At 64.3% G+C, this 19592-nt stretch carries 15 protein-coding genes and 1 pseudogene; 9 read left to right on the top strand and 7 right to left on the bottom strand.

The features are described from left to right. Positions 1-16 precede the first annotated feature (16 nt). Positions 17-463 (top strand): HIT domain-containing protein, encoded by a 447-nt coding sequence (locus AB5Y72_RS09520; protein WP_219142768.1) that lies wholly within the window; start codon positions 17-19, stop codon positions 461-463. 119 nt (positions 464-582) lie between these two features. After that, positions 583-1275, top strand: a complete 693-nt coding sequence (locus AB5Y72_RS09515) for a DUF3334 family protein (protein WP_042078301.1) — start codon at positions 583-585, stop codon at positions 1273-1275. 66 nt (positions 1276-1341) lie between these two features. On the opposite strand, the gene AB5Y72_RS09510 is transcribed toward AB5Y72_RS09515, so the two are convergent. After that, positions 1342-2340 (bottom strand): DUF2860 family protein, encoded by a 999-nt coding sequence (locus AB5Y72_RS09510; RefSeq protein ID WP_368198919.1) that lies wholly within the window; start codon positions 2338-2340, stop codon positions 1342-1344. Between the two features lie 202 nt (positions 2341-2542). Here AB5Y72_RS09510 and arcB point away from each other — a divergent pair, with 202 nt between their 5' ends. From arcB to AB5Y72_RS09480, 6 genes are all read left to right on the top strand, one after another. Then, a complete protein-coding gene (arcB, locus tag AB5Y72_RS09505; RefSeq protein WP_368198918.1) occupies positions 2543-4855 on the top strand; it encodes an aerobic respiration two-component sensor histidine kinase ArcB in 2313 nt (770 codons plus the stop codon). A 33-nt stretch (positions 4856-4888) separates the two neighbouring features. Beyond that, positions 4889-6265, top strand: coding sequence for a dGTPase (dgt, locus tag AB5Y72_RS09500; protein ID WP_368198916.1), 1377 nt, complete (start codon positions 4889-4891; stop codon positions 6263-6265). A 292-nt stretch (positions 6266-6557) separates the two neighbouring features. Next, positions 6558-6761, top strand: a complete 204-nt coding sequence (locus tag AB5Y72_RS09495; RefSeq protein WP_042078308.1) for a hypothetical protein — start codon at positions 6558-6560, stop codon at positions 6759-6761. 144 nt (positions 6762-6905) lie between these two features. Then, positions 6906-11174 (top strand): transporter substrate-binding domain-containing protein, encoded by a 4269-nt coding sequence (locus tag AB5Y72_RS09490; protein ID WP_368198915.1) that lies wholly within the window; start codon positions 6906-6908, stop codon positions 11172-11174. Next, the gene (locus AB5Y72_RS09485) at positions 11167-12378 is read left to right on the top strand and encodes an EAL domain-containing response regulator (protein WP_325781870.1); all 1212 of its coding nucleotides are present in this window, start codon (positions 11167-11169) and stop codon (positions 12376-12378) included. The genes AB5Y72_RS09490 and AB5Y72_RS09485 overlap by 8 nt, the downstream gene beginning before the upstream one ends. A 37-nt stretch (positions 12379-12415) precedes the next feature. Continuing rightward, on the top strand, positions 12416-14392 hold the full coding sequence (locus tag AB5Y72_RS09480) for a methyl-accepting chemotaxis protein (protein WP_368198913.1): 1977 nt from the start codon (positions 12416-12418) through the stop codon (positions 14390-14392). A gap of 151 nt (positions 14393-14543) precedes the next feature. On the opposite strand, the pseudogene AB5Y72_RS09475 reads toward AB5Y72_RS09480, so the two are convergent. The 5 genes and pseudogenes from AB5Y72_RS09475 to metN form a co-directional block, all read right to left on the bottom strand. Beyond that, positions 14544-14636: pseudogene (locus AB5Y72_RS09475) on the bottom strand (transcription/translation regulatory transformer protein RfaH); the annotation flags it as partial. A 20-nt stretch (positions 14637-14656) separates the two neighbouring features. Beyond that, entirely contained in the window at positions 14657-15157 is a 501-nt protein-coding gene (rfaH, locus tag AB5Y72_RS09470) for a transcription/translation regulatory transformer protein RfaH (RefSeq protein WP_202211660.1), read from the bottom strand. 97 nt (positions 15158-15254) lie between these two features. Continuing rightward, positions 15255-16055 carry a methionine ABC transporter substrate-binding lipoprotein MetQ gene (metQ, locus tag AB5Y72_RS09465; RefSeq protein WP_042078315.1) on the bottom strand — a complete coding sequence of 267 codons (801 nt, stop codon included), beginning with the start codon at positions 16053-16055 and terminating at the stop codon, positions 15255-15257. A gap of 26 nt (positions 16056-16081) precedes the next feature. After that, positions 16082-16735 (bottom strand): methionine ABC transporter permease, encoded by a 654-nt coding sequence (locus tag AB5Y72_RS09460; RefSeq protein WP_042078317.1) that lies wholly within the window; start codon positions 16733-16735, stop codon positions 16082-16084. A 58-nt stretch (positions 16736-16793) separates the two neighbouring features. Beyond that, complete coding sequence (metN, locus tag AB5Y72_RS09455) at positions 16794-17837, bottom strand: methionine ABC transporter ATP-binding protein MetN (protein WP_042078318.1); 1044 nt, start codon at positions 17835-17837, stop codon at positions 16794-16796. Positions 17838-18311: 474 nt separating this feature from the next. Here metN and AB5Y72_RS09450 point away from each other — a divergent pair, with 474 nt between their 5' ends. Beyond that, on the top strand, positions 18312-18767 hold the full coding sequence (locus AB5Y72_RS09450) for a hypothetical protein (RefSeq protein WP_042078319.1): 456 nt from the start codon (positions 18312-18314) through the stop codon (positions 18765-18767). A 51-nt stretch (positions 18768-18818) separates the two neighbouring features. Here the strand turns inward: AB5Y72_RS09450 and ppgK are convergent, their stop codons facing one another. Then, positions 18819-19562 carry a polyphosphate--glucose phosphotransferase gene (gene ppgK / locus AB5Y72_RS09445; protein WP_209794631.1) on the bottom strand — a complete coding sequence of 248 codons (744 nt, stop codon included), beginning with the start codon at positions 19560-19562 and terminating at the stop codon, positions 18819-18821. Positions 19563-19592: the final 30 nt, after the last annotated feature.

The following is a 19592-nucleotide window of genomic DNA, read 5'->3' as shown; positions in this document are numbered from 1 at the left end:
GACCAGCGAGGCCCCCATGTTCGAATTGCATCCCCGCCTGCAGGCGGATACCCGGATTCTCGGGGATCTGCCCCTGTGCCGCGTCCTGCTTGCCAAAGACAGCCAGTATCCCTGGCTCATCCTGGTGCCCAGGGTCGCCAACCTGCGGGAGATCCATCACCTGCTCCCCGAACAGCAGCAACAGCTGATGCAGGAGTCCTGCGCCGTCGCCACTCTGATGGAGCAGGTGCTGCGCCCGGACAAGATCAACGTGGCGGCGCTCGGCAACCTGGTGCCCCAGCTGCATCTGCATCACGTGGCCCGTTTCAGCTCCGATGCCGCCTGGCCCGGCCCCATCTGGGGAGCCTGTCCCGCCATTCCCCATGAGGCGCAAACATTGCAAGCGGCGGCCGATAACTGGCGTGCCCGCTTGGCCACCCTGGATGGATTCCAGCCCTGGCTGACTGATAATCCAGTCAAGTGAGAGGTGGCTCGCGGTTTGCGCACAGGGATAGCTCAATCTGTTAGCGTCTCGCGCCCGTGCGTGATGACATGGGCGCTGAGACAGACCCGTCTATTTTTTTCGATCAGCAGGAAGGTTCCATGATAGTGACAAGATCCGAGGATGATGCCGTATTGACCACAGAGGATGTGCTGCTGAGCCTGTGCAATTCGGTGACGAGCGTATTGAGTGCGGCGACCCAGACCCAGGTGCGTTTCTCCGGCATGGTGCAACGGATCAGCAAGACCTGCCTCAAGCCGGACATCGGCTGCTTCGTGCTGTTTGACGGCGGCTTCTCCGGGCTGGTGGTGATCAACTTCTCCGCCGCCGCGGCCATGGAGCTCTACGAGCGCTACATGCTGAGCATGGGGCTCTCCAAGGAGGATCTCGCCATCTCCCACACCTCGGACGAGGTGAGCAACGTCATGGGCGAGCTGATGAACCAGATCGTCGGCAGCTTCACTACCAAGGTGGGGCGCGAGTTGCAGACCCACATCACCCAGAACCAGCCCAAGATGCTGGCCCTGAACAAGCAGGTGATGCTGAGCGTCGATACCAACCTGGACAACCCCGAGACCCGCAGGGTCACCTTCTTCACCGCCAGCAACAACATCTTCTATCTGGAGCTGGCCATGGACAAGACGGAGTTCATCCGGATTCATGATGGCGGCGTGCAGGAGGAGGTGGATCCGGACGAGCTGATCGCCCAGGCCAAGCTGGCAGCCAAGCCGGCCCAGGCCATCGCCCCGGCGAGCAACGAGCACGACGATCTGCTGGACTCCCTCGGCATCTGATGGCGACGGGCACCACGAATGAAGAGGCCACCCCCGGGGTGGCCTCCTTGTTTGCGGGGAACCGCGTTAGAAGTTGTAGAGCAGGCCGGTGCTGAAGCGGCTGGCCTGGCTGTCGTAGAAGTCGATGTCGGAGTCGGCGCTGGAATAGGCCAGGGTGACGGTGGCGGAGAGCGGCTTGACCCCGAACAGGTTGTGCCAGAAGAAGGTGCCGTTGAGGGCGAACTCGCTGGCGTCGGCATGCCGGCCGAACAGGGGGTTCGCCTCGTCATACTTGCGCTTGCCGGCATAGAGGTTGCTCACGATGGACCACTGGGACGCGCGCCTGGCGTAGGTCAGTTGCAGGCCGGTGTTTTTGAAACTCTCGGCGCTGCCATCGAGGTCGGCCTGCCGGTAGAGGAGCGCGGGCTCCAGCAGCTGGTTGTCGGCGAAATGGAACTGATAGGAGAGCTCCATGGCGTGGACCTTGCCGTTGCGATCCAGCATGGGGGCATACTGGGTGCCGTGGGTCTGGTCGTATTGCTGGCCGCTGCGTTCCTGGTCGAGCTCCACTTCCCGGCTGGTGAGGCTGCCGTAGAAGTTGCTGCCCCAGATCCTGTCCCAGGCGAATCGCACTCCTTTCGACTCGAGATCGGTGGAGCTGCGATCCACCCCGGTGGCGAAGGGATCGCTCCACAGCTCCACCGGCATGACGTTGAACACCAGGGAAGTGGCGACTATGCCCTTGTCGCCCATCTCCTGGCGCAGGCCGAGCTGCTGGGTGAAGTCGAAGCGCACCGCGTCCTGGATCAGGTTGCCGAGGAACACCTGGGTGCGGGTGTCGGCGAAGGTGTAGCGGATGTCGGCGTTGATGAGCGGGCTCAGGCCGCTCTCGCTGTCAGGGGAGCCGAGATCCTGGATGCGGCTGTCGCTGTCATCGCCGGCGTAGAAGTTGGACTTGTGGCTGCCGACATTGACCCCGCCCAGCAGGAAACCGGACCAGCCGGATTGGCGGGGGATCTCCCCCAGATCGGCGTGGGCGACGTTGGCGACCAGCAGGCCAAGACTCAACAGAACATGATTGCGCATCGGGAGTGCTCCTGACATAACGGATGACATGGGTGGCAGCGGGGTCCGGCCTGGTTGGCTGAACCGGAGCTGACTGACTCATGGCAGGCATGCTACCCCAGCCGGAGTGTGACGTTAATCAATAATTTAAGATGCGGCGGGCAAGAGTTCAGGGCGCCGTACTGGTATTCTGTTTGCGCAATCGAGAGGGGAAAGCAACGAGATGAAGCAGATCAAATCCTGGGCGCAATATTACGTCGACCTGATGACCAAGCTGGGACTGGTGCGCTTCAGCATGTTCCTGGCGACCGCCATCATAGTGCTGGCGGTCTCCATCCAGATGGGGGTGACCCTGTTTCTGCGCGGCACGGTGGACGTTGTCGACCTGGTGCGTTCGGTCTTCTTCGGCCTGCTGGTGACCCCCTGGGCCGTCTACTTCCTCTCCATCGTGGTGGATCAGCTGGAGGACTCCCGTCAGCGGCTGACCCGCATGGTGCGCAAGCTGCAGGACATGCGCGAGCGGGACCTTGAGCTCAACAGCCAGCTGCAGGAGAACATCAGCCGGCTCAACGCCCAGATCGCCGAGACCAACCGGGCCGAGACCCTGCGTCAGCAGGCCATCGAGGATCTGGAGAACGAGGTGTTCCAGCGGGAGAAGGCCCAGCTGCACCTGGGGGAGCGCACCGCCCTGCTGCGCTCCTTCATCGACTGCTCGCCGGATCTGGTCTACTACCGCAACGAGGACGAGCAGTTCTCCGGCTGCAACCGGGCCATGGAGGAGCTGACCGGCAAGGTGGAGGCGGAGCTCATCGGGCTGACGCCGTTCGATGTCTACAAGCACGACATCGCCAGCAAGGTGGTGGAGACCGACAAGCAGGTCTTCGCCAGCAACGAGCCGCTCACCTATGAGCAGTGGCTGGAGTACCCGGACGGCCGCAAGGCCTACTTCGAGCTGCGCAAGGTGCCCTTCTTCGATCGCTTCGGCAAGCGCCTCGGCCTGCTCGGCTTTGGCCGCGACATCACAGAGCGCAAGCAGTACCAGGACAAGCTGGAGAAGGCGAGCCGGGACAAGACGACCTTCATCTCCACCATCAGCCACGAACTGCGCACCCCCCTCAACGGCATAGTGGGCTTGAGCCGGATGCTGATGGACACGCCCCTCGATGCCAAGCAGCAGCAGCAGCTCAAGACCATCCACCTGAGCGCGGTGACGCTCGGCAACATCTTCAACGACATCATCGATCTCGACAAGCTCGACCGGCGCCGGCTGGAAATCGCGCCGGCCCCCCTGGATCTGCCCGCCTTCCTCGACGAGCTGGAGACGCTGTCGCGCATTCAGGCGGAGCAGAAGGGGCTCTATCTGCACTTCGACCGGGATGGCGACATGCCGCAATTCGTGATGGCGGACGGCACCCGGTTGCGCCAGGTGCTGTGGAACCTGGTGGGCAACGCGGTCAAGTTCACCGACGAGGGGGGGGTGACCATACGCTGCCTCGCCCACGCCGCCGAGGTGCCGGGCAAGCTGGCGCTGCACTTCGAGGTGGAGGACACCGGGGTGGGCATTCCCCGAGCCCAGCAGGAGAAGATCTTCGCCATGTACTACCAGGTGCAGGGCAAGAAGCACGCCACCGGCACCGGCATCGGCCTCGCGGTCTCCCGCCAGCTGGTGCAGGCCATGGGGGGGCAGCTCTATGTGGACAGCGATCCGGGCGAAGGCGCCTGCTTCACCGCCGAGCTGGAGGTGGAGTGCGTCGAGCCCCAGGCCGCGGCCGCGGAGCCGGAGATGCCCTCCCTCGACATCCTGCTGGTGGAGGATGTGGAGCTCAACGTGACCGTGGCCTGCGCCCTGCTGAACAAGCTCGGCCATCAGGTCAAGGTGGCGCGGGACGGCGCCCAGGCGCTGGCCATGGCCAATCCCGATGACTTCGACCTTATCCTGCTCGACATCCAGCTGCCGGACATGACCGGATTCGACGTGGCGGAGCAGCTGCTGGCGCGCTACGGCGACAGCCTGCCTCCCATGGTGGCACTCACCGCCAACGCCACCGGGGATCGCCAGTATTACCGGGATCACGGCATGCAGGACGTGATCAACAAGCCGCTCGGCTCCAGGGCGGTGCGGGAGGTGATAGGCCACCTGTTTGCGGATCTCTCCGACGACGAGGCGGACGAGCAGGATGATGCCCACCACCAGGATGCCCTGCTGGACCTGCCCTTCCTCACCGATTACGCCAGCACGGTCGGCAAACCGGTGCTGATCTCCAGCGTGGATCTGTTCGAGAAGATGATGCCCGACTACATGGCGGTGCTCGACTCCAACATGATTGCCCGGGATCAGGCCGGCGTGGTGGAGGAGGCGCACAAGATAAAAGGGGCGGCGGGCTCCATCGGCCTGCGCCGGCTGCAGCAGACGGCCCAGCTGATCCAGAGCCCGGATCACCCGGCCTGGTGGGAGAACGTGGAAGACTGGATTGAGACGCTGCGCCGGGAATACCCGGGCGACATCGCCCGCCTGCGGCGCTGGTTGCTGTCGTGAGGCGGGCAAAAAAACCGGGCAAGGAGCCACAAGATGTATGACCGTTTGATTACCCCGGAGCGGATCCACCCCTGGGGCGATGACGACCTGCTGGAGGCGACCGAGCAGGATCGCGCCCGCATCGTGCAGGCGGCACCGGTGCGCCGGCTGCAGCAGAAGACCCAGGTCTTCCCCCTCGACGTGAAGGCCTCGGTGCGCAGCCGCCTCACCCACTCCCTGGAGGTGCAGGAGACTGGCCGCCAGATCAGTCGGCGCATCCTGGCGGCCCTGCCCCCGGGGTCGGTTTGCGAGGGGGCCTTCATCAATCTGGTGGAGATGTCCTGCCTGCTGCACGACGTCGGCAACCCGCCGTTTGGCCACTTCGGGGAGCAGGTGATGAGCCAGTGGCTGGCGCAGGAGCTGGACAGTCTCTTTGCCCGTGCCCACGACCAGTTGCCGAGTGCCCAGTGGGCAACGCTTCGCCAGGATCTGCTGGTGTTCGACGGCAACGCCCAGAGCCTGCGGCTGGTGCATAGCCTGCACGAGCTGAACCTCACCCTGGGCCAGCTGGCGGCCCTGTGCAAATATCCGCAGCAGCCCCAACCCGGGCTGCACAGCCCCCAGGGCTATGGCCAGCATCACGGCTGGACCAGCAAGCGCGGCATCTTCTTCAGCGAGCAGCCCCTCTACCGGGCCCTGGGCGAGAGTCTGGGGCTGGCGCCGGGATGCCGCCATCCGCTGGTCTACATCATGGAGGCGGCGGACGACATCTCCTACTGCATCGCCGATCTGGAGGATGCGGTGGACAGGCGCATCCTCACCCAGGGCGAGCTGCTGGCGGCGCTGAGGGCCGCCGATGAGAGCGACTACATGACCACCCTGCTCGATGAGGCCCTCGCCTCTGGCCGCGGCTTCTTCCCCCATTTCCGCCATCGGCTGACCCGGGATCTGGTGGCGCTGGCGGCCCACACCTATGTGAGCGAGCACGACGAGATCCTGAGCGGTGCCTACCCCAGGGCGCTGCTGCACGGCCAGGCCCCGGCGGCCAGGGTGCTGGATGTGCTCAAACAAGTCGCGAAGGTGCAGGTGTTCATGCGTCCCGAGGTGGAGGCGTTGGAGCTGGAGGGCTATGCCGCCCTGCGCGGCGTGCTCTCCACCTATGCCTGCCTGCTGGCCCTGCCCGCCAGCCAGTTCGAGCGGCTGCTGGCCGGCGACGGCGGGAGCGAGCTCTTCTTCGCCCGCCGCCTGTATCACAGGCTCTCCGCCCGCCACCTCAAGGCATACCGGCTGGCGGTGGCGAGCCGGGATCCGCGCTTTCACGAGGGGGCCGAGCAGGAGTGGTACTACCGGGTGCGGCTGCTGCTCGACTATGTGAGCGGCATGACGGATACCTATGCGCTGGAGGAGTTCCGGCTGCTGTCCGGGATATGAGGGGGCCTCGCCCGGACGGCCTCCCACCCATATGGGTGGGGGAGAGATTGCGTAAAATTCGGTGTTTTTTTACACTGTGGCAACTTGTTCAACTTTCACACGGTAAGGAGACGAATATGCAACATTCCATGTTCAACGTTGCGTTCGATCGCTGCTCTGGCAGCGCGAAGACTCGTGCTCTTTATTCGCCGCGTGGAGGGAACAGGTAACACCTGCTTTTCCATCACCCGCGGTTGTCCCGCAGGGTGATCACCTCTCTCCGGGGGAACCGCACGTTCAACTGGAGAATATCATGTCTATCGAACTCACCCTGCTGCGCCACGTCGAGACCCTGGTTCAAAAACGGATCACCCGGCTGGAGCGTCGCGTCAGCTATCTGCATCTCTCCCCGGCCCTGCTCAAAGACATCGGGCTGGAGGGGCAAAACGTGCAGATCGCCCACATCCGTGAGCGGGAGTTTCAAACCGGTTTCCGGCTCGGGAATCGAATAACCTGAGGGGAGGGGGCTCAGCCCCCGACCTCGCGGATGGCAGGCCTGGGCCTGCCATTTTTCTTTTCTGCCGTGAATGGCCTCAAATTATGTGTCGCACACAGGGCCAAACACTCTATGATCCCCCTCCAGTCTGTAAGGGAGCTGATTATGTTCTGCCGCTGCTGTCGCCTCATCCTGTTGTGCTGGTTGACCTGCTGGAGCCTGGTGGCGACGGCCCATTCGTCGCAGCTGGACGCAAGCGCCTTCACGCCGGCGGAGCAGGCCTGGCTCGCAACCCACCACGAGCTGGTGATCGGCATGCCGGCGACGGCCTGGCCCCCTTATGTCTATACCGATGGCCGTGGCAACTTCACCGGCCCCCTGAATGAGTTCGCCTCCCAGATTGCAGGCAGGCTGGGGCTGGGGGGGCGCTACCGGGCCTATGCCAACAATGCGGGGCTCCAGCAGGCCTTGATGGACGGCGAGGTCGACATGCTGATCGGCGTGGCGCCTAGCCCGACCCGCACACTGCGGATGCGGTTCACCTCCGAGCTGATGGCGCTGCCTCGCGCCATCCTGCTGACGGGAGGGCGGGAGAGCCTCTCCCTGGAGGAGGCCTACGGCGTGCGCTGGGTCTGCGTCTTCGGCGTCAGCGCCTGCGACGAGTTGCAGCGCCTCGGCATCTCGAATCTGGTCACGGTCGACAGCCGGGACGAGGCGGTCTTCCTGCTCAAGGAGGGAAAGGCGGACGCCTATCTGGCCGAGTTGCCCATGCTGAGCCGTCTGCAGGTCATGGCGGGCATGACGCTGGTCACGGTGGACTGGATGAGGGATACCTCCCTCGCCATGGCGGTCGCGCCGGAGGGAGACGTCCTGCAGGGATTGCTGGAGCGGGCCCTCGACGACATCTCTGCACTGGAGCGGCGCAGCATCCTGGAGGCGGGGGGCATCCTGGATTACGCCCTGGTCAAAGGAAACAGGGAGATCGTCTTCAGCCCGCAGGAGCAGGCGTGGTTGCAGGCGCACCCGGTGATCCGGTACGGTGTCGCCCCCAACTGGCCCGGCATGAGCGAGATCGACGAGCGGGGGCGTCTCAAGGGGTTCATTGCCGAGCTGCTGGCGATGATGAGTCAGCGTGCCGGGCTCCAGTTTACCCTGGTGCCGACCGAAAGCTGGACCCAGAGCCTGGCGCTGTTCCAGGCCCGCAAGCTGGATCTCATCCCGGCCATGACGCCGACCGCTGAGCGTCAGCAGTTTGCCCGCTTCACCCCCAATTATGCCTCCCTCAACTGGGTGGTTGTGGCCAGGAAGGGGATGGAAGAGTTGACCAGCCCCAAGGACTTGAAAGGGCACTCCGTGGGCATGGTGGGGGGCTCGGTGGAAAAAATGCTGCTGACCGAGGTGGGGGCCGTCTCCGTCCCGGTGGCCAGCGATCCCGAGCTGCTGCCGCTGCTGGATCGGCAACAGGTCGACTATGTGCTGATGGGGATGACCACCCTGGAGCAGTCGTTGAAGAAGGGATTCAGCGATCGCTATCAGGTGGTGTATTCCGGCAACGATCTGCGGGTGCCCGTCGCCATGGCGACCCAGCGGCAGGATCCCATGCTGCAGCAGATCCTGACCAAGGTGTTGCTTGCCATCCCTCCGGAGGAGCTGACCGCCCTGGAGAAGAAGTGGCTCTCCCTGACCATACAGACGGGGCTGGATCCGCAGAAGGTGCTGCTCTGGTCTTCCCTCGGTGGCGGACTCTTCCTGCTCAGCCTCCTGCTGTTCCTGGGGTGGAACCGGACGCTGCGCCGTCAGGTCAGCCAGCGACGGGAGGTGGAGCGGCGGCTCGAGGAGCAGCTTGCGTTCGTCCAGATGATGCTCGACGCCCTGCCAAACCTGGTGGTGCTGACCAACGAGCACTACGAGGTCGCGATGACGAACCGGGCATACCGGCAGATGTTCCTGGGCGGGGAAAACCTGATGGGCTCCTATGAGCGGCTGCTCAAGGATCGGCTGCCGGAGGCGATCCGGGCCAGAGTCGTGGAGGAAGATGCCAGGGTGTGGGAGAGCGGGGAGGAGTTTCATGGCCGTGGTGAGCTCCTGCGCGATGACGGCAGCCTGCACCAGATGATCTACACCAAGCGGCTGTTCGTGGGGCCGGACGGCAAGCGGCTCGGGATCCTGACCGTGCTGACCGATGTGACCGAGCTGGAGCAGGCGCGGTTCGCGGCCCAGGAGGCGCAGACCCGGCTCACCCAGATCACCGACAGCATGCCGGGGCTGGTCTACCAATACCACTGGCTGGGACCGGGCAACGGGCGCTTCCTCTACACCTCGCAGGGGCTGAAGGAGATGGTGGGTTATGACATGGATCCCGTCGGGGAGAAGGTGACCGGGGCCGCCATCCTGGGGTTGACGGGGCAGGCCCATCAGGAGTTCGTGGCCACAGTGGAGCGCCATGCCAGGGCCATGGAGCCGCTGGATCTCGAGGTGGAGATCCAGCGCCAGGGACAATCGGGCTATCTGCAGATCCGGGGGCACTTCGTGCACCAGGAGGGGCTCGAAGGGGTGGTGCTGAACGGGGTGGTGCAGGACATCACCAAGTTGAAGCGTCAGGAGCTGGAGCTGCGCCAGGCCAGGCGGGTGGCGGAGGAGGCGACCCAGGCGCGCAGCCGCTTCCTCGCCACCATGAGCCATGAGCTGCGTACCCCCATCTCCGGCATGCACGGCATGCTGGAGCTGCTGCAGATGAGCGCCCTCGACGACGACCAGCGCTACATGCTGCGCAACATCTCGACCTCCACCAACCACCTGCTCTACCTGGTCAACGATATTCTGGACTTCTCCAAGATGGAGGCGGGGCAGTTGCAGCTGCATCCCCATCGCTGCCGGCTGACCTCGGTGATCTGCGACGTCATCCGGGGGCATGCCGCCCATGCCTATGGCAAGGGGCTCAATGTGACGCTGGCATGGGGGCGGGAGGTGCCGGATCAGGCCAGCATCGATGGGGTGCGGGTGGGGCAGGTTGTCTCCAACCTGCTGAGCAATGCGGTGAAGTTCACCGAGGCGGGAGGGGTGGCCATCCAGGTGGCCTACCAGGATCACAGGCTGACCCTGAGGGTGCGGGACACGGGGATCGGCATCGCGGGGGAGAAGCAGGACAACCTCTTCATCCCGTTCAGGCAGGTGGAGTCAGACATCAACCGGCGCTTCGGCGGGACCGGGCTCGGACTCGCCATCTGTCATCAGCTGACCCAGAAGATGGGGGGCAGTCTGACCCTGGAGAGCGAGCCCGGGGTGGGGACCACGGTGACCTTTGCCATTCCGCTGGTCGACTGCCAGTGGGACGCGCCGCCGCTGGCCGAGCAGGCGTGGTGGTGGTTCGGTGAGGACGAGGCGCTGCCGGCCATGATGGAGCGCTTCGGTGCCCGGCTGCACCGGCTGAGGGCCAGCCAGTGGCAGCAGCCCCTCGAGGGTTACCTGCTGGCCCAGGAACGCACTCTGGAGCAGGCCCTGGGCAGCGACTGGCTGGCGCATTTGCAGCGCTCTTCGCTCAAGGGCATAGTACTCTCGCACCATGAGGCGCTGCGCGGACGCATGGGGAGCGACGCCTGGTGGCGACTCGGCCAGTCTCCACTCTATCCCGACCTGCTGCTGGAGACCTGCCATCAGCTGTCGAGCCAGCGGCCCAGCGAGGCGGCCAGGGTTCAGGGGGAGGCGCTCAGGGGGCGGGTGCTGGTGGCGGACGATCACCCCGTCAACCGCGCGCTGCTGACCCGCCAGCTCGCCATCCTGGGGCTCGAGTCCGAGGTGGTGGAGGACGGGGAGCAGGCGCTGCTCGCCTGGCAGGGGCAGGGGTTTGCCCTGCTGCTGACGGACTGCCACATGCCGGTGATGGATGGCTATGCATTGGCACGCTCCTTGCGAGAGTCTGGTGACCAGACGCCCATCATAGGCGTCACCGCCGATACGTCGGAGGAGGCCAGCCAGCAGATGCGGGAGGCGGGCATGAACGATATGCTGTTCAAGCCCTACAGCCTGGATGCGTTGCGCCAGATCCTGGTGCGCTGGCTGCCGGCCCGGGAGCCCCGGCCAATGGCCTCCCGGCAAGCCAGGGTTCAGGTGCCGGGCATAAGCTGGTTGACCCTGTTCGGGGACGAGGAGGTGGCCCGCAGCATGGCTGCCGAATACCTGGAAGCCAATGAGCAGGACAGCGAGGACATGAGGCAGGCCCTGGCCAGGCAGGATAGCCAGGCGCTGGTGGAGACGGCCCATCGCATCAAGGGGGCCGCCCGCATGGTGGGGCAGCAGGCATTGGCAGAGGAGGCCGCCCGGCTGGAGGCGGCGGCCAGGTTGAAGCAGTGGGACAGACTCGACGAGCTGGCCCTGGCAGTACAGGCATTGATGAACGGGATCAGAGGTGAAACGGGGTTATGGCTAGATGAATAGTGCACGGCATGAGTGGGTGATCATGGTGGTGGAAGATCACAACTTCCAGCGCAAGGCCCTGATGCACCAGATCCGCGGGCTTGGCTACCCCCACCTGCTGGAGGCCCAGGACGGGGAGGAGGCGCTGGCCCAGTGCCAGCATCACCAGGTGGACATCCTGTTCTGCGATCTGCGCATGCCCGGCATGGATGGCATGGCCCTGCTGCGTCGCCTCTCCCTCGGCGGGTTTCGCGGCGGCATAGTGCTGTGCAGCGCCCTGGAGGATGACGTGGTGGATGCGGTGCTGCGCATGAGCCGGGCCTATGGCCTGCAGGTGCTGGGGCGCATCGACAAGCCCGCCTCCGATCAGCAGATCGCGCAGATGATCGGCGCCTGGCGCCCCCAGCAGGTGCGCAGTCAGGAGGAGGACGGCTTCCAGCTCACCCTGGACGATCTGTGCCGCGCCCTGGAGCAGGATCAGCTGCTGCCCTGGTATCAGCCCAAGGTGAGCTTCGACAACGGGCGCTGGACCGGCATGGAGGCGCTCGCCCGCTGGCAGCACCCCCTCTACGGCCTCATCTCCCCGGCCCGTTTCATTCCGCTGGCGGAACACAACGGGCTCATCGACCCGCTCACCGAGGTGATCATCGGCAAGGCGCTGCGCGATGGTCACCTCTGGGAGCAGACCGGACTCTCGCTGAACCTGTCGATGAACCTCTCCACCACCTCGCTGATCGAGGGGGATCTGTGCAACACCCTGCTCAGCCACTGCCAACGCTGGAGCATCAACCCCGAGCTCATCACCCTGGAGGTGACCGAGAGCGCCTTCGTCAAGGATCTCGGCAAGTCGCTGGAGGTGCTGACGCGCCTGCGCATGCACGGCTTTGGCCTCTCCATCGACGACTTTGGCACAGGCTACTCCTCCATGCAGCAGCTCGCCCTGCTGCCCTTCACCGAGTTGAAGCTGGACAGATCCTTCGTCGATCGCTGCTACGAGGATCCCTCCCGCCTTGCCATCATCGAATCCAGCATCGAGCTGGCGCGCAAGCTGGGGTTGAAATCGGTGGCCGAAGGGGTCGAGGACGAGGCCACCTGGCAACTGCTGGCGAGGCTCGGATGCGATCAGTGCCAGGGATTCTTCTCCGCCCGTCCCATGCCCCGCGAGGAGCTGAGCGTCTGGCATGAGAGCTGGCTGGCACGGCTACCCACGCTGATCAGGCGCTAATTCAGGGCAGGATGCCCGCAGTCACACAAGGATGGCCATGAAACTATCAAGCAAGCTGTTGTTGAGCTTCTGTTTTATCAATCTGCTCATCATTCTCTCGTCGACCCTTGTCTACCATCAGCTCGGCCGGATTGAGGGCTCGCAGGATGCCTTGCTGGCCCAGGCCCTGCCCGCCCTGCAGCGTGACGAGGCGAGCCAGAAGGCGCTGATCGCCACCGTCTCCTCCCTGCGTGGCTACCTCATCCTCGGCAAGGACCCAGCCGAGTCGGCGCGCCTGAAACAGGAGTGGGAAGGGGCCTGGCGGCTCATCGAGCGGCAGTCGTTCACCCCGGATCTGACCCGCTCCCTGAGGGGCTTCAAGGAGGCGCAGGAGAAGGTCTGGGCCCTGGCCCATACCGAGGATAACCTGCCTGCCCACACCCTGATGCTGCTGGAGGCGGGCCCCCTGGCGGAGGCCGCCCTGGACCAGCTGCAATCCATTGCCAACGAAGAGGTGGCGACCCCGCAGGATCAGCTGCCAGGGGATCGCCGCCTGCTGCTCAAGCAGGTGGGGGATGCCTACAACGGCCTGGCCAATGCCCTCTCCGCCCTGCGGGATTTTCTCATCTCGGGGGAGAAGGCGTATCGCGACAAGTACCAGGACTACTACCAGTTCCATCTGCAGCGGGTGGCCGAGATCAAGCAGCAACAGGCCAGCTTCACCGAGGCGCAGAAGGGGCTGTGGACGCTGTTCGAGGAGATGTCCGCCCCCTTCGCCGAGCTGGTCGGCCAGGTGATCGAGAAGCGCCAGGCGCCGGACTGGGACAGGGCCAACCACCTGATGGCCACCGAGATAGAGCCCGCCCTGACCCGGCTCGCCGACCAGCTGGCGGCCCAGGTGACCCATACCCGGGGGGATGTGGACAAGATGGCCGGCGAGATGACCGCGGCCGGCCAGACCATTCATCGCACCCTGCTGCTGGCGACCACCAGCGTCATCCTGCTCGGCACCCTGGTGGCCCTGCTGTTCAGCCGGCGTCTGACCCGGGAGATTGCCAGCCTGGTGAACCGGGCCGGTCAGGTGGCCGATGGCCGCCTGCCGCTCGCCCCCCTGCCGGTGCTGCGCCAGGATGAACTGGGCGGCCTGACGGGCTCCATCAATCGGATGTCGGCCCAGTTGCGCGAGCTGGTGGGGGAGATCCAGGGGGCGGTCGGCCAGGTGGAGGGGGCTGGTCGCGAGGTCGGCCAGACCACCAACGCCATCGTGGACGACCTGGCGAGCCAGAGCCAGAGGCTGGATTCGGTGGCCGCCGCCATCGAGCAGATGTCGGTCAGCACCCGGGATGTGGCCGGCAACATTGCCGACGCCGCCGGGGCGGCCCGCCAGACCGAACAGCAGGCCAGGCAGGGTGAGCAGGTGCTGGGACGCATGGGGGACACCATGGCGCAGATCGCCGCCATGATCACCCAGGCGGATCAGGCGATGGAGAAACTCAGCAGCCAGAGCGAACAGGTGGGGCGCGTCACCGAGGTGATCGCCACCATCGCCGAGCAGACCAACCTGCTGGCCCTCAACGCCGCCATCGAGGCGGCGCGGGCCGGTGAACAGGGGCGCGGCTTTGCGGTGGTGGCCGATGAGGTGAGGCAGCTGGCGAGTCGTACCAGCGCATCGACCATGGAGATCAACCAGACCATCGCCAGCATCCAGCAGCAGACCCGGGAGACCGCCGATACCGTGGGCGACGGCACCCGGCTGGTGGCGCAGGGACGGGGGGCCCTGGCCTCGGTGACCGAGACCCTGGAGGCGATGACGGCGCTGGTGCAGGACCTCAGCGGCCGGCTCGCGGCCATCGCGGCGGCGACCGAGCAGCAGTCCAGGGTGGCACAGTCGGTCGCCGGCACGGTGGAGGAGATCGCCGGGCTCAGCCATCAGTCCAGCGAACACAGTCAGCAGGGGGAGCAGATCGCCGCCAGGTTGACGCGGGAGACGGGCAGGCTGACCTCGGCCATCAGCCGCTTCGCGCTGGATGCCTGACGCCGACCGGGCGGCAACAAAACGGGGCAGACCGGCGGGTCTGTCCCGTTTTTTTCAGCCCCAAGGCCGGCATGTCAGGTGGTCGATGCCGCCAGTGTTCTCCTGATTGAGCAGGGTGACCCGCGGGGAAGTTGATCACCGTGGGACGCGGTCACTCCAGACGGCGGAAGGTCTGGTTCTCGACGCTGCTGCAGGTCTCCTGATTGAGCAGGGTGACCAGCAGGCGAAGGGGGCGCTTCTCGCCGCGAATCAGACGCTGCGCGGTCACTCCAGACGGCGGAAGGTCTGATTCTCAAAGCTGCTGCAAGTCTCCTGATTGAGCAGGGTGACCAGAAGGATGGCCCGTTTCTCTCCATCCGGCTCCAGATAGATGGCCTCGAAGCCGGCGAGGGGGCCGGATTCGATAAGCACCTTGTCTCCCTGGGTCGGCAAACGGGCATAGCTGGCGCGCGCCTCGTCGCTGTCGTCCCGGCTCATCAACTGATAGATCAGCTGGCTGCTGACAGGGGTCCACTCCTTGCCGAAGTGGATGATGCGGCTGATGCCGCGGGTCGATTTCAGGGTGACCGGGGTCACCTCCTCCAGATCCACATAGATGAAGAGGTAGTTGGGAAACATGGGTTCCCGCACCGGCACCCGTTTGCCCCGTTTCAGTTTCTCGATCTCGACCATGGGGTAATAGGATTCGACGCCCTGGGCTGCCAGATGGGCTCGGGCGCGGGCCTCTTCCTTGGGCTTGCAGTAGGCCAGATACCATTTCTTCATTGTTGTTCTGTTTTTCGTGTTGCCGTGCTTCCGACTATGATAACGGGGGCAAAAAAAAAGGCCACGCTTGGCGTGGCCTTTTTTACAGAGTGAGTGATTACCAACCTTTCACCAGACCGCCCTTGAACAGCTCGGTCCCCTTCTTGTAGACCTCGTCGGTCTGGAAGGACTGGACGAACTCCTTGACCTTCTCGTCGTCCTTGTTGTTCTCGCGGGCGACGATCAGGTTGACGTAGGGGGACTCCTTGTCTTCGACAAACAGGCCGTTCTCGGTCGGGGTCAGCCCGATCTGACCGGCGAAGGTGTTGTTGATGATGGCCAGATCCACGTCTTCCAGGGAGCGCGGCAGCTGGGCGGCTTCCAGTTCGACGATCTTGAAGTTGCGCGGGTTGTCGACGATGTCCAGCACGGTGGCTTCCAGACCGGCGCCTTCCTTCAGCTTCAGCAGGCCCTGCTTCTCCAGCAGGATCAGGGAGCGACCCAGGTTGGTCGGATCGTTCGGCACCGCGATCTGGGCGCCGTCCTTGATCTCGGACAGCGCCTTGATCTTCTTGGAATAACCGGCGATCGGGTAGACGAAGGTGTTGCCTACCGGCACCAGCTTGAAGCCGCGATCACGGATCTGGGCGTCCAGGTAAGGCTTGTGCTGGAAGGCGTTGACGTCGACGCTGCCGTCGTTCAGGGCCACGTTCGGGGTGACGTAGTCGGAGAAGGTGACCACTTCGACGGTCAGACCGTATTTCTCCTTGGCCACCTTGGCCGCGGTCTCCACCAGCTCGGTCTCGGGGCCGGCGATGGCGCCCACCTTCAGGGTCTTGTTCTCTTCCTTCTGGCCGCAGCCGACCAGTACCAGGGTTGCCAGCAGCGCGGCTGCCGCGGATTTAATGCCCAATTTCATAAAAACCTCCTGTCAGAAATCGACGATTAACGATGATCACATTGTTTGACCAGGCGCTCACCCGCGCTCTGGATGAGTTGAACCAGCACCACCAGAATGACCACGGTGACCAGCATGACGGTGGGATCGAAACGCTGGTAGCCGTAGCGAATGCCCACATCCCCCAGACCTCCCCCCCCGATGGCGCCGGCCATGGCGGAGTAGTTCACCAGGGTGACGAGGGTGATGATGATGCTGTTGAGGATCCCCGGCAGGGCCTCGGGCAGCAGCACCTTGGCGATGATTTGCAGGGGCTTGGCCCCCATGGCCTTGGCCGCCTCCAGCAGGCCGTCCGGCACCTCCATCAGGGCCCCTTCCACCAGACGGGCGATGAAGGGGATGCAGCCGACGGTCAGCGGCACTATGGCGGCTATGGTGCCGATACTGGTGCCGACGATGAATCGGGTCAGCGGTATGATGGCCACCAGCAGGATGATGAAGGGCACGGAGCGTCCCACGTTGACGATGACGCCCAGGACCTTGTTGAGCAGCGGATTGGCCAGGATCTGGCCCGCCTTGGTCACGTGCAGCGCCACGCCGAGCGGCAGGCCGAGCAGGCAGCCGAACAGGGCGGAGGCAAACACCATGATCAGGGTGTCGCCGAGGGCCGAGACCAGCAGATTAATCATTGCTTCGGACATGAGTCATTACCTCCAGCTGGATAGGATGGCTGAGTCGCCGAGGATGGGGCGCAGCAGATTAGTCATTGCTTCGGACATAGCCCATTACCTCCAGCTGAATGTGGTTGTCGATGAAGAACTGCTGGGACGCCTCGCACTGAGCCTCGTCCCCGAACAGCTCGGCCAGCAGGAAGCCGAACTTGACGCCGCCAGCGTATTCGATGTCCGCACTCAGTATGCTGATGTCGATGTTGAAACGGCGGCTCACCTCGGAAATCAGCGGCGAATCGACGGTGGCACCGGTGAAACCCAGCTTGACCAATGGGTAGCTGCCGGGCACACGCTCCGCACTCATCCGCTCCTGATACTCCTGGGGTACTTCCAGGTGGATGGTTGAGTGGATGAAATCCCGAGCCAGCTGGGTCTTGGCGTTGCTGAAGAACCAGGCGACCTCGCCCTGCTCGATCAGGCGGCCGTCGCTGATGATGGCCACTTCGTCACAGATCCCCTTCACCACGTCCATCTCGTGGGTGATGAGCAGTATGGTGAGCCCCAGCTTGACGTTGATCTCCTTGAGCAGGCTCAGGATGGAGCGGGTGGTCTGCGGGTCCAGGGCCGAAGTGGCCTCGTCGCACAACAGCACCTTGGGCGCCGGCGCCAGGGCGCGGGCGATGGCGACGCGCTGCTTCTGGCCGCCGGAGAGCTCGGACGGATAGGCATGGGCGCGGGCTTCCAGCCCGACCAGGGCCAGCAGTTCGCTGACCCGGCTCTGGATCTGCGCCTTGCTCCAGCCCGCGAGCTCCAGGGGGAAGGCGATGTTGGCGGAGACGGTGCGGGAGGCCAGCAGGTTGAAGTGCTGGAAGATCATGCCGATCTGGCGGCGGGCCTGGGTCAGATCCCGCTCGCTCAGGGCGACCAGATCCTGGCCATCGACGATGACCTGGCCCTCGGTGGGGCGCTCCAGCAGGTTGACGCAACGAATGAGGGTGCTCTTGCCGGCACCGGAGGCACCGATCACCCCGAAGATCTTGCCTTGCGGCACATGCAGGCTCACGTCACGCAGGGCGTGCACGGCATCACTGCCTTTACCGTAGACTTTGTTGAGACCGATCAACTTAATCATGGATTCTTCCGTGCTAACAGCCTTAAAGCACAGGGCGCTACAGGCGGGTAAATTGGGCAGAGGTTTCACTGGGTAGCTCTGTCATCATGGAGGATGATGCTAAGATGTCCGGATGGCTGTGTCAACGTATGTTTTTACGTCTAGACGTCTAAAAAATGGATAAGGATTTCCGTCCACCGACTATGGCGGCGAGGGGGGATCGGGAGTCTCAAGATCAGATTCTGACTTGATGATTCATGACCGAATATAACCTGGAAAATTAACCACAACTTGTCTATTCGATGCTTCTCTCGGAGCCCGCCTGTGGTAGACCGACTCCTCGCCCCCCCGGCGCCGCCTCTCGCCCACCGCGCATCCCGCGGCTTTTTTTCTTCACCATCCCCTTGATGCAGAACAATAAATAACCATTTTTCGGTCGGGACCAGGCGCCACCTCCTTATACTGGCAGAAGGTGGATGCCAGGAGGAGGGAGAGATGCGATTTCAACAGATCAAGGACCTGATGCTCTATCTCGAGCAGCTTCATCATCAGCAGGGGCTCAGCTACGGGCGCCAGATCCCCAGGGTGGACGGGGAGCGCAGCCGGATGCTGCTGGCCTATCTGCAGGGACGGGAAGACGCGGCGGCGGCCCATCTGCACGACTATCGCGAGCAGATGGGGAAGGCGGTCAAGGAGACCTGGCTGGATCAGGGATTCGGCGAGGATCTGCTGGCGGAGTGCGAGCGCCTGGCGCTGGCGGCCGGCACTCAGCCGGAGGAGATAGTGGCCCTGGTGTCGCAGCAGGAGGAGAGGCTCATCGCCGAGCTGGAGCGCCTTGCCCGGGAGTGCCCCACGCCTGACACGGGGGCACTGCTGAAGGCCCTGGCCTCGATGGCGCGATCCCGGTTGACCCGGCTGGTGCACGGGGCTCATCGGCTCGACGACATCTGAACCAAGGGACCCGACAGGGGCCGGATCTGTCGGGGGCATGACGGGGAGGGATCAGCCCTTCTGCCGGGCCGCGCCGTAGAGGGCGGCTCCTATGATGCCGGCCTGGTTGAGGTTTGCCGCCGCGACCAGGGGGGCCCGGGTCTCGATTCGGTCGATGAACTTGTCGAGCTTGGCGGCACTGCCGCCTCCCAGGATGAAGAGGTCGGGGGAGAAGAGGAATTCCAGGCGGGCCAGGTACTTGTTGAAGCGCTTGCCCCAGCGGCTCCAGGAGAGATCCTCGCGCTTGCGCACGGCGTCGGAGCAGTAGTGCTCGGCCACCATGCCTTCCAGGATGAGGTGGCCCAGCTCGGTGTTGGGCAGCAGCTGGCCGTTGACGAATACCGCGGTGCCGATGCCGGTGCCCACGGTGATGAGGATGATCACCCCCTGGCGATCCCGCCCGGTGCCAAAGCGCATCTCGGCGAGGCCCGCCGCATCGGCATCATTCAGTACATAGCAAGGCAGGCCGGTCACGTCGGCGAACAGGTGGGCGGCATCGGTCTCGATCCAGCTCTTGTCGATGTTGGAGGCGTTCTTGGCGATGCCGTTGTGGATGGTGGCGGGAAAGCCGCATCCCACCGGGCCCTTCCACTGGAAATGCTCGACCAGCGCCTTGAGGGTGTGCGCCACGGCGGCCGGGGTGGCCGGTTGCGGCGTGGCGATGCGGTGGCGCTCGCCAATCAGCTCCCCGGTCTCGGTGTCGACCAGGCAGCCCTTGATCCCGGATCCGCCAATATCTACTCCCAACATCTGCATCCGAATCTTCCTTTTATTGTGCCGATGGTC

This window comes from Aeromonas sp. R7-4, from assembly GCF_040908055.1.
GTDB lineage: Bacteria > Pseudomonadota > Gammaproteobacteria > Enterobacterales > Aeromonadaceae > Aeromonas > Aeromonas sanarellii.
This window is presented reverse-complemented; position numbering and strand designations above follow the sequence as displayed.

Coding starts and splice junctions, on each gene's coding strand:
- AB5Y72_RS09520 (WP_219142768.1), top strand. CDS start 17: ATGTTCGAATTGCATCCCCGCCTGCAGGCGGATACCCGGATTCTCGGG.
- AB5Y72_RS09515 (WP_042078301.1), top strand. CDS start 583: ATGATAGTGACAAGATCCGAGGATGATGCCGTATTGACCACAGAGGAT.
- AB5Y72_RS09510 (WP_368198919.1), bottom strand. CDS start 2,340: ATGCGCAATCATGTTCTGTTGAGTCTTGGCCTGCTGGTCGCCAACGTC.
- arcB (WP_368198918.1), top strand. CDS start 2,543: ATGAAGCAGATCAAATCCTGGGCGCAATATTACGTCGACCTGATGACC.
- dgt (WP_368198916.1), top strand. CDS start 4,889: ATGTATGACCGTTTGATTACCCCGGAGCGGATCCACCCCTGGGGCGAT.
- AB5Y72_RS09495 (WP_042078308.1), top strand. CDS start 6,558: ATGTCTATCGAACTCACCCTGCTGCGCCACGTCGAGACCCTGGTTCAA.
- AB5Y72_RS09490 (WP_368198915.1), top strand. CDS start 6,906: ATGTTCTGCCGCTGCTGTCGCCTCATCCTGTTGTGCTGGTTGACCTGC.
- AB5Y72_RS09485 (WP_325781870.1), top strand. CDS start 11,167: ATGAATAGTGCACGGCATGAGTGGGTGATCATGGTGGTGGAAGATCAC.
- AB5Y72_RS09480 (WP_368198913.1), top strand. CDS start 12,416: ATGAAACTATCAAGCAAGCTGTTGTTGAGCTTCTGTTTTATCAATCTG.
- rfaH (WP_202211660.1), bottom strand. CDS start 15,157: ATGAAGAAATGGTATCTGGCCTACTGCAAGCCCAAGGAAGAGGCCCGC.
- metQ (WP_042078315.1), bottom strand. CDS start 16,055: ATGAAATTGGGCATTAAATCCGCGGCAGCCGCGCTGCTGGCAACCCTG.
- AB5Y72_RS09460 (WP_042078317.1), bottom strand. CDS start 16,735: ATGTCCGAAGCAATGATTAATCTGCTGGTCTCGGCCCTCGGCGACACC.
- metN (WP_042078318.1), bottom strand. CDS start 17,837: ATGATTAAGTTGATCGGTCTCAACAAAGTCTACGGTAAAGGCAGTGAT.
- AB5Y72_RS09450 (WP_042078319.1), top strand. CDS start 18,312: ATGCGATTTCAACAGATCAAGGACCTGATGCTCTATCTCGAGCAGCTT.
- ppgK (WP_209794631.1), bottom strand. CDS start 19,562: ATGCAGATGTTGGGAGTAGATATTGGCGGATCCGGGATCAAGGGCTGC.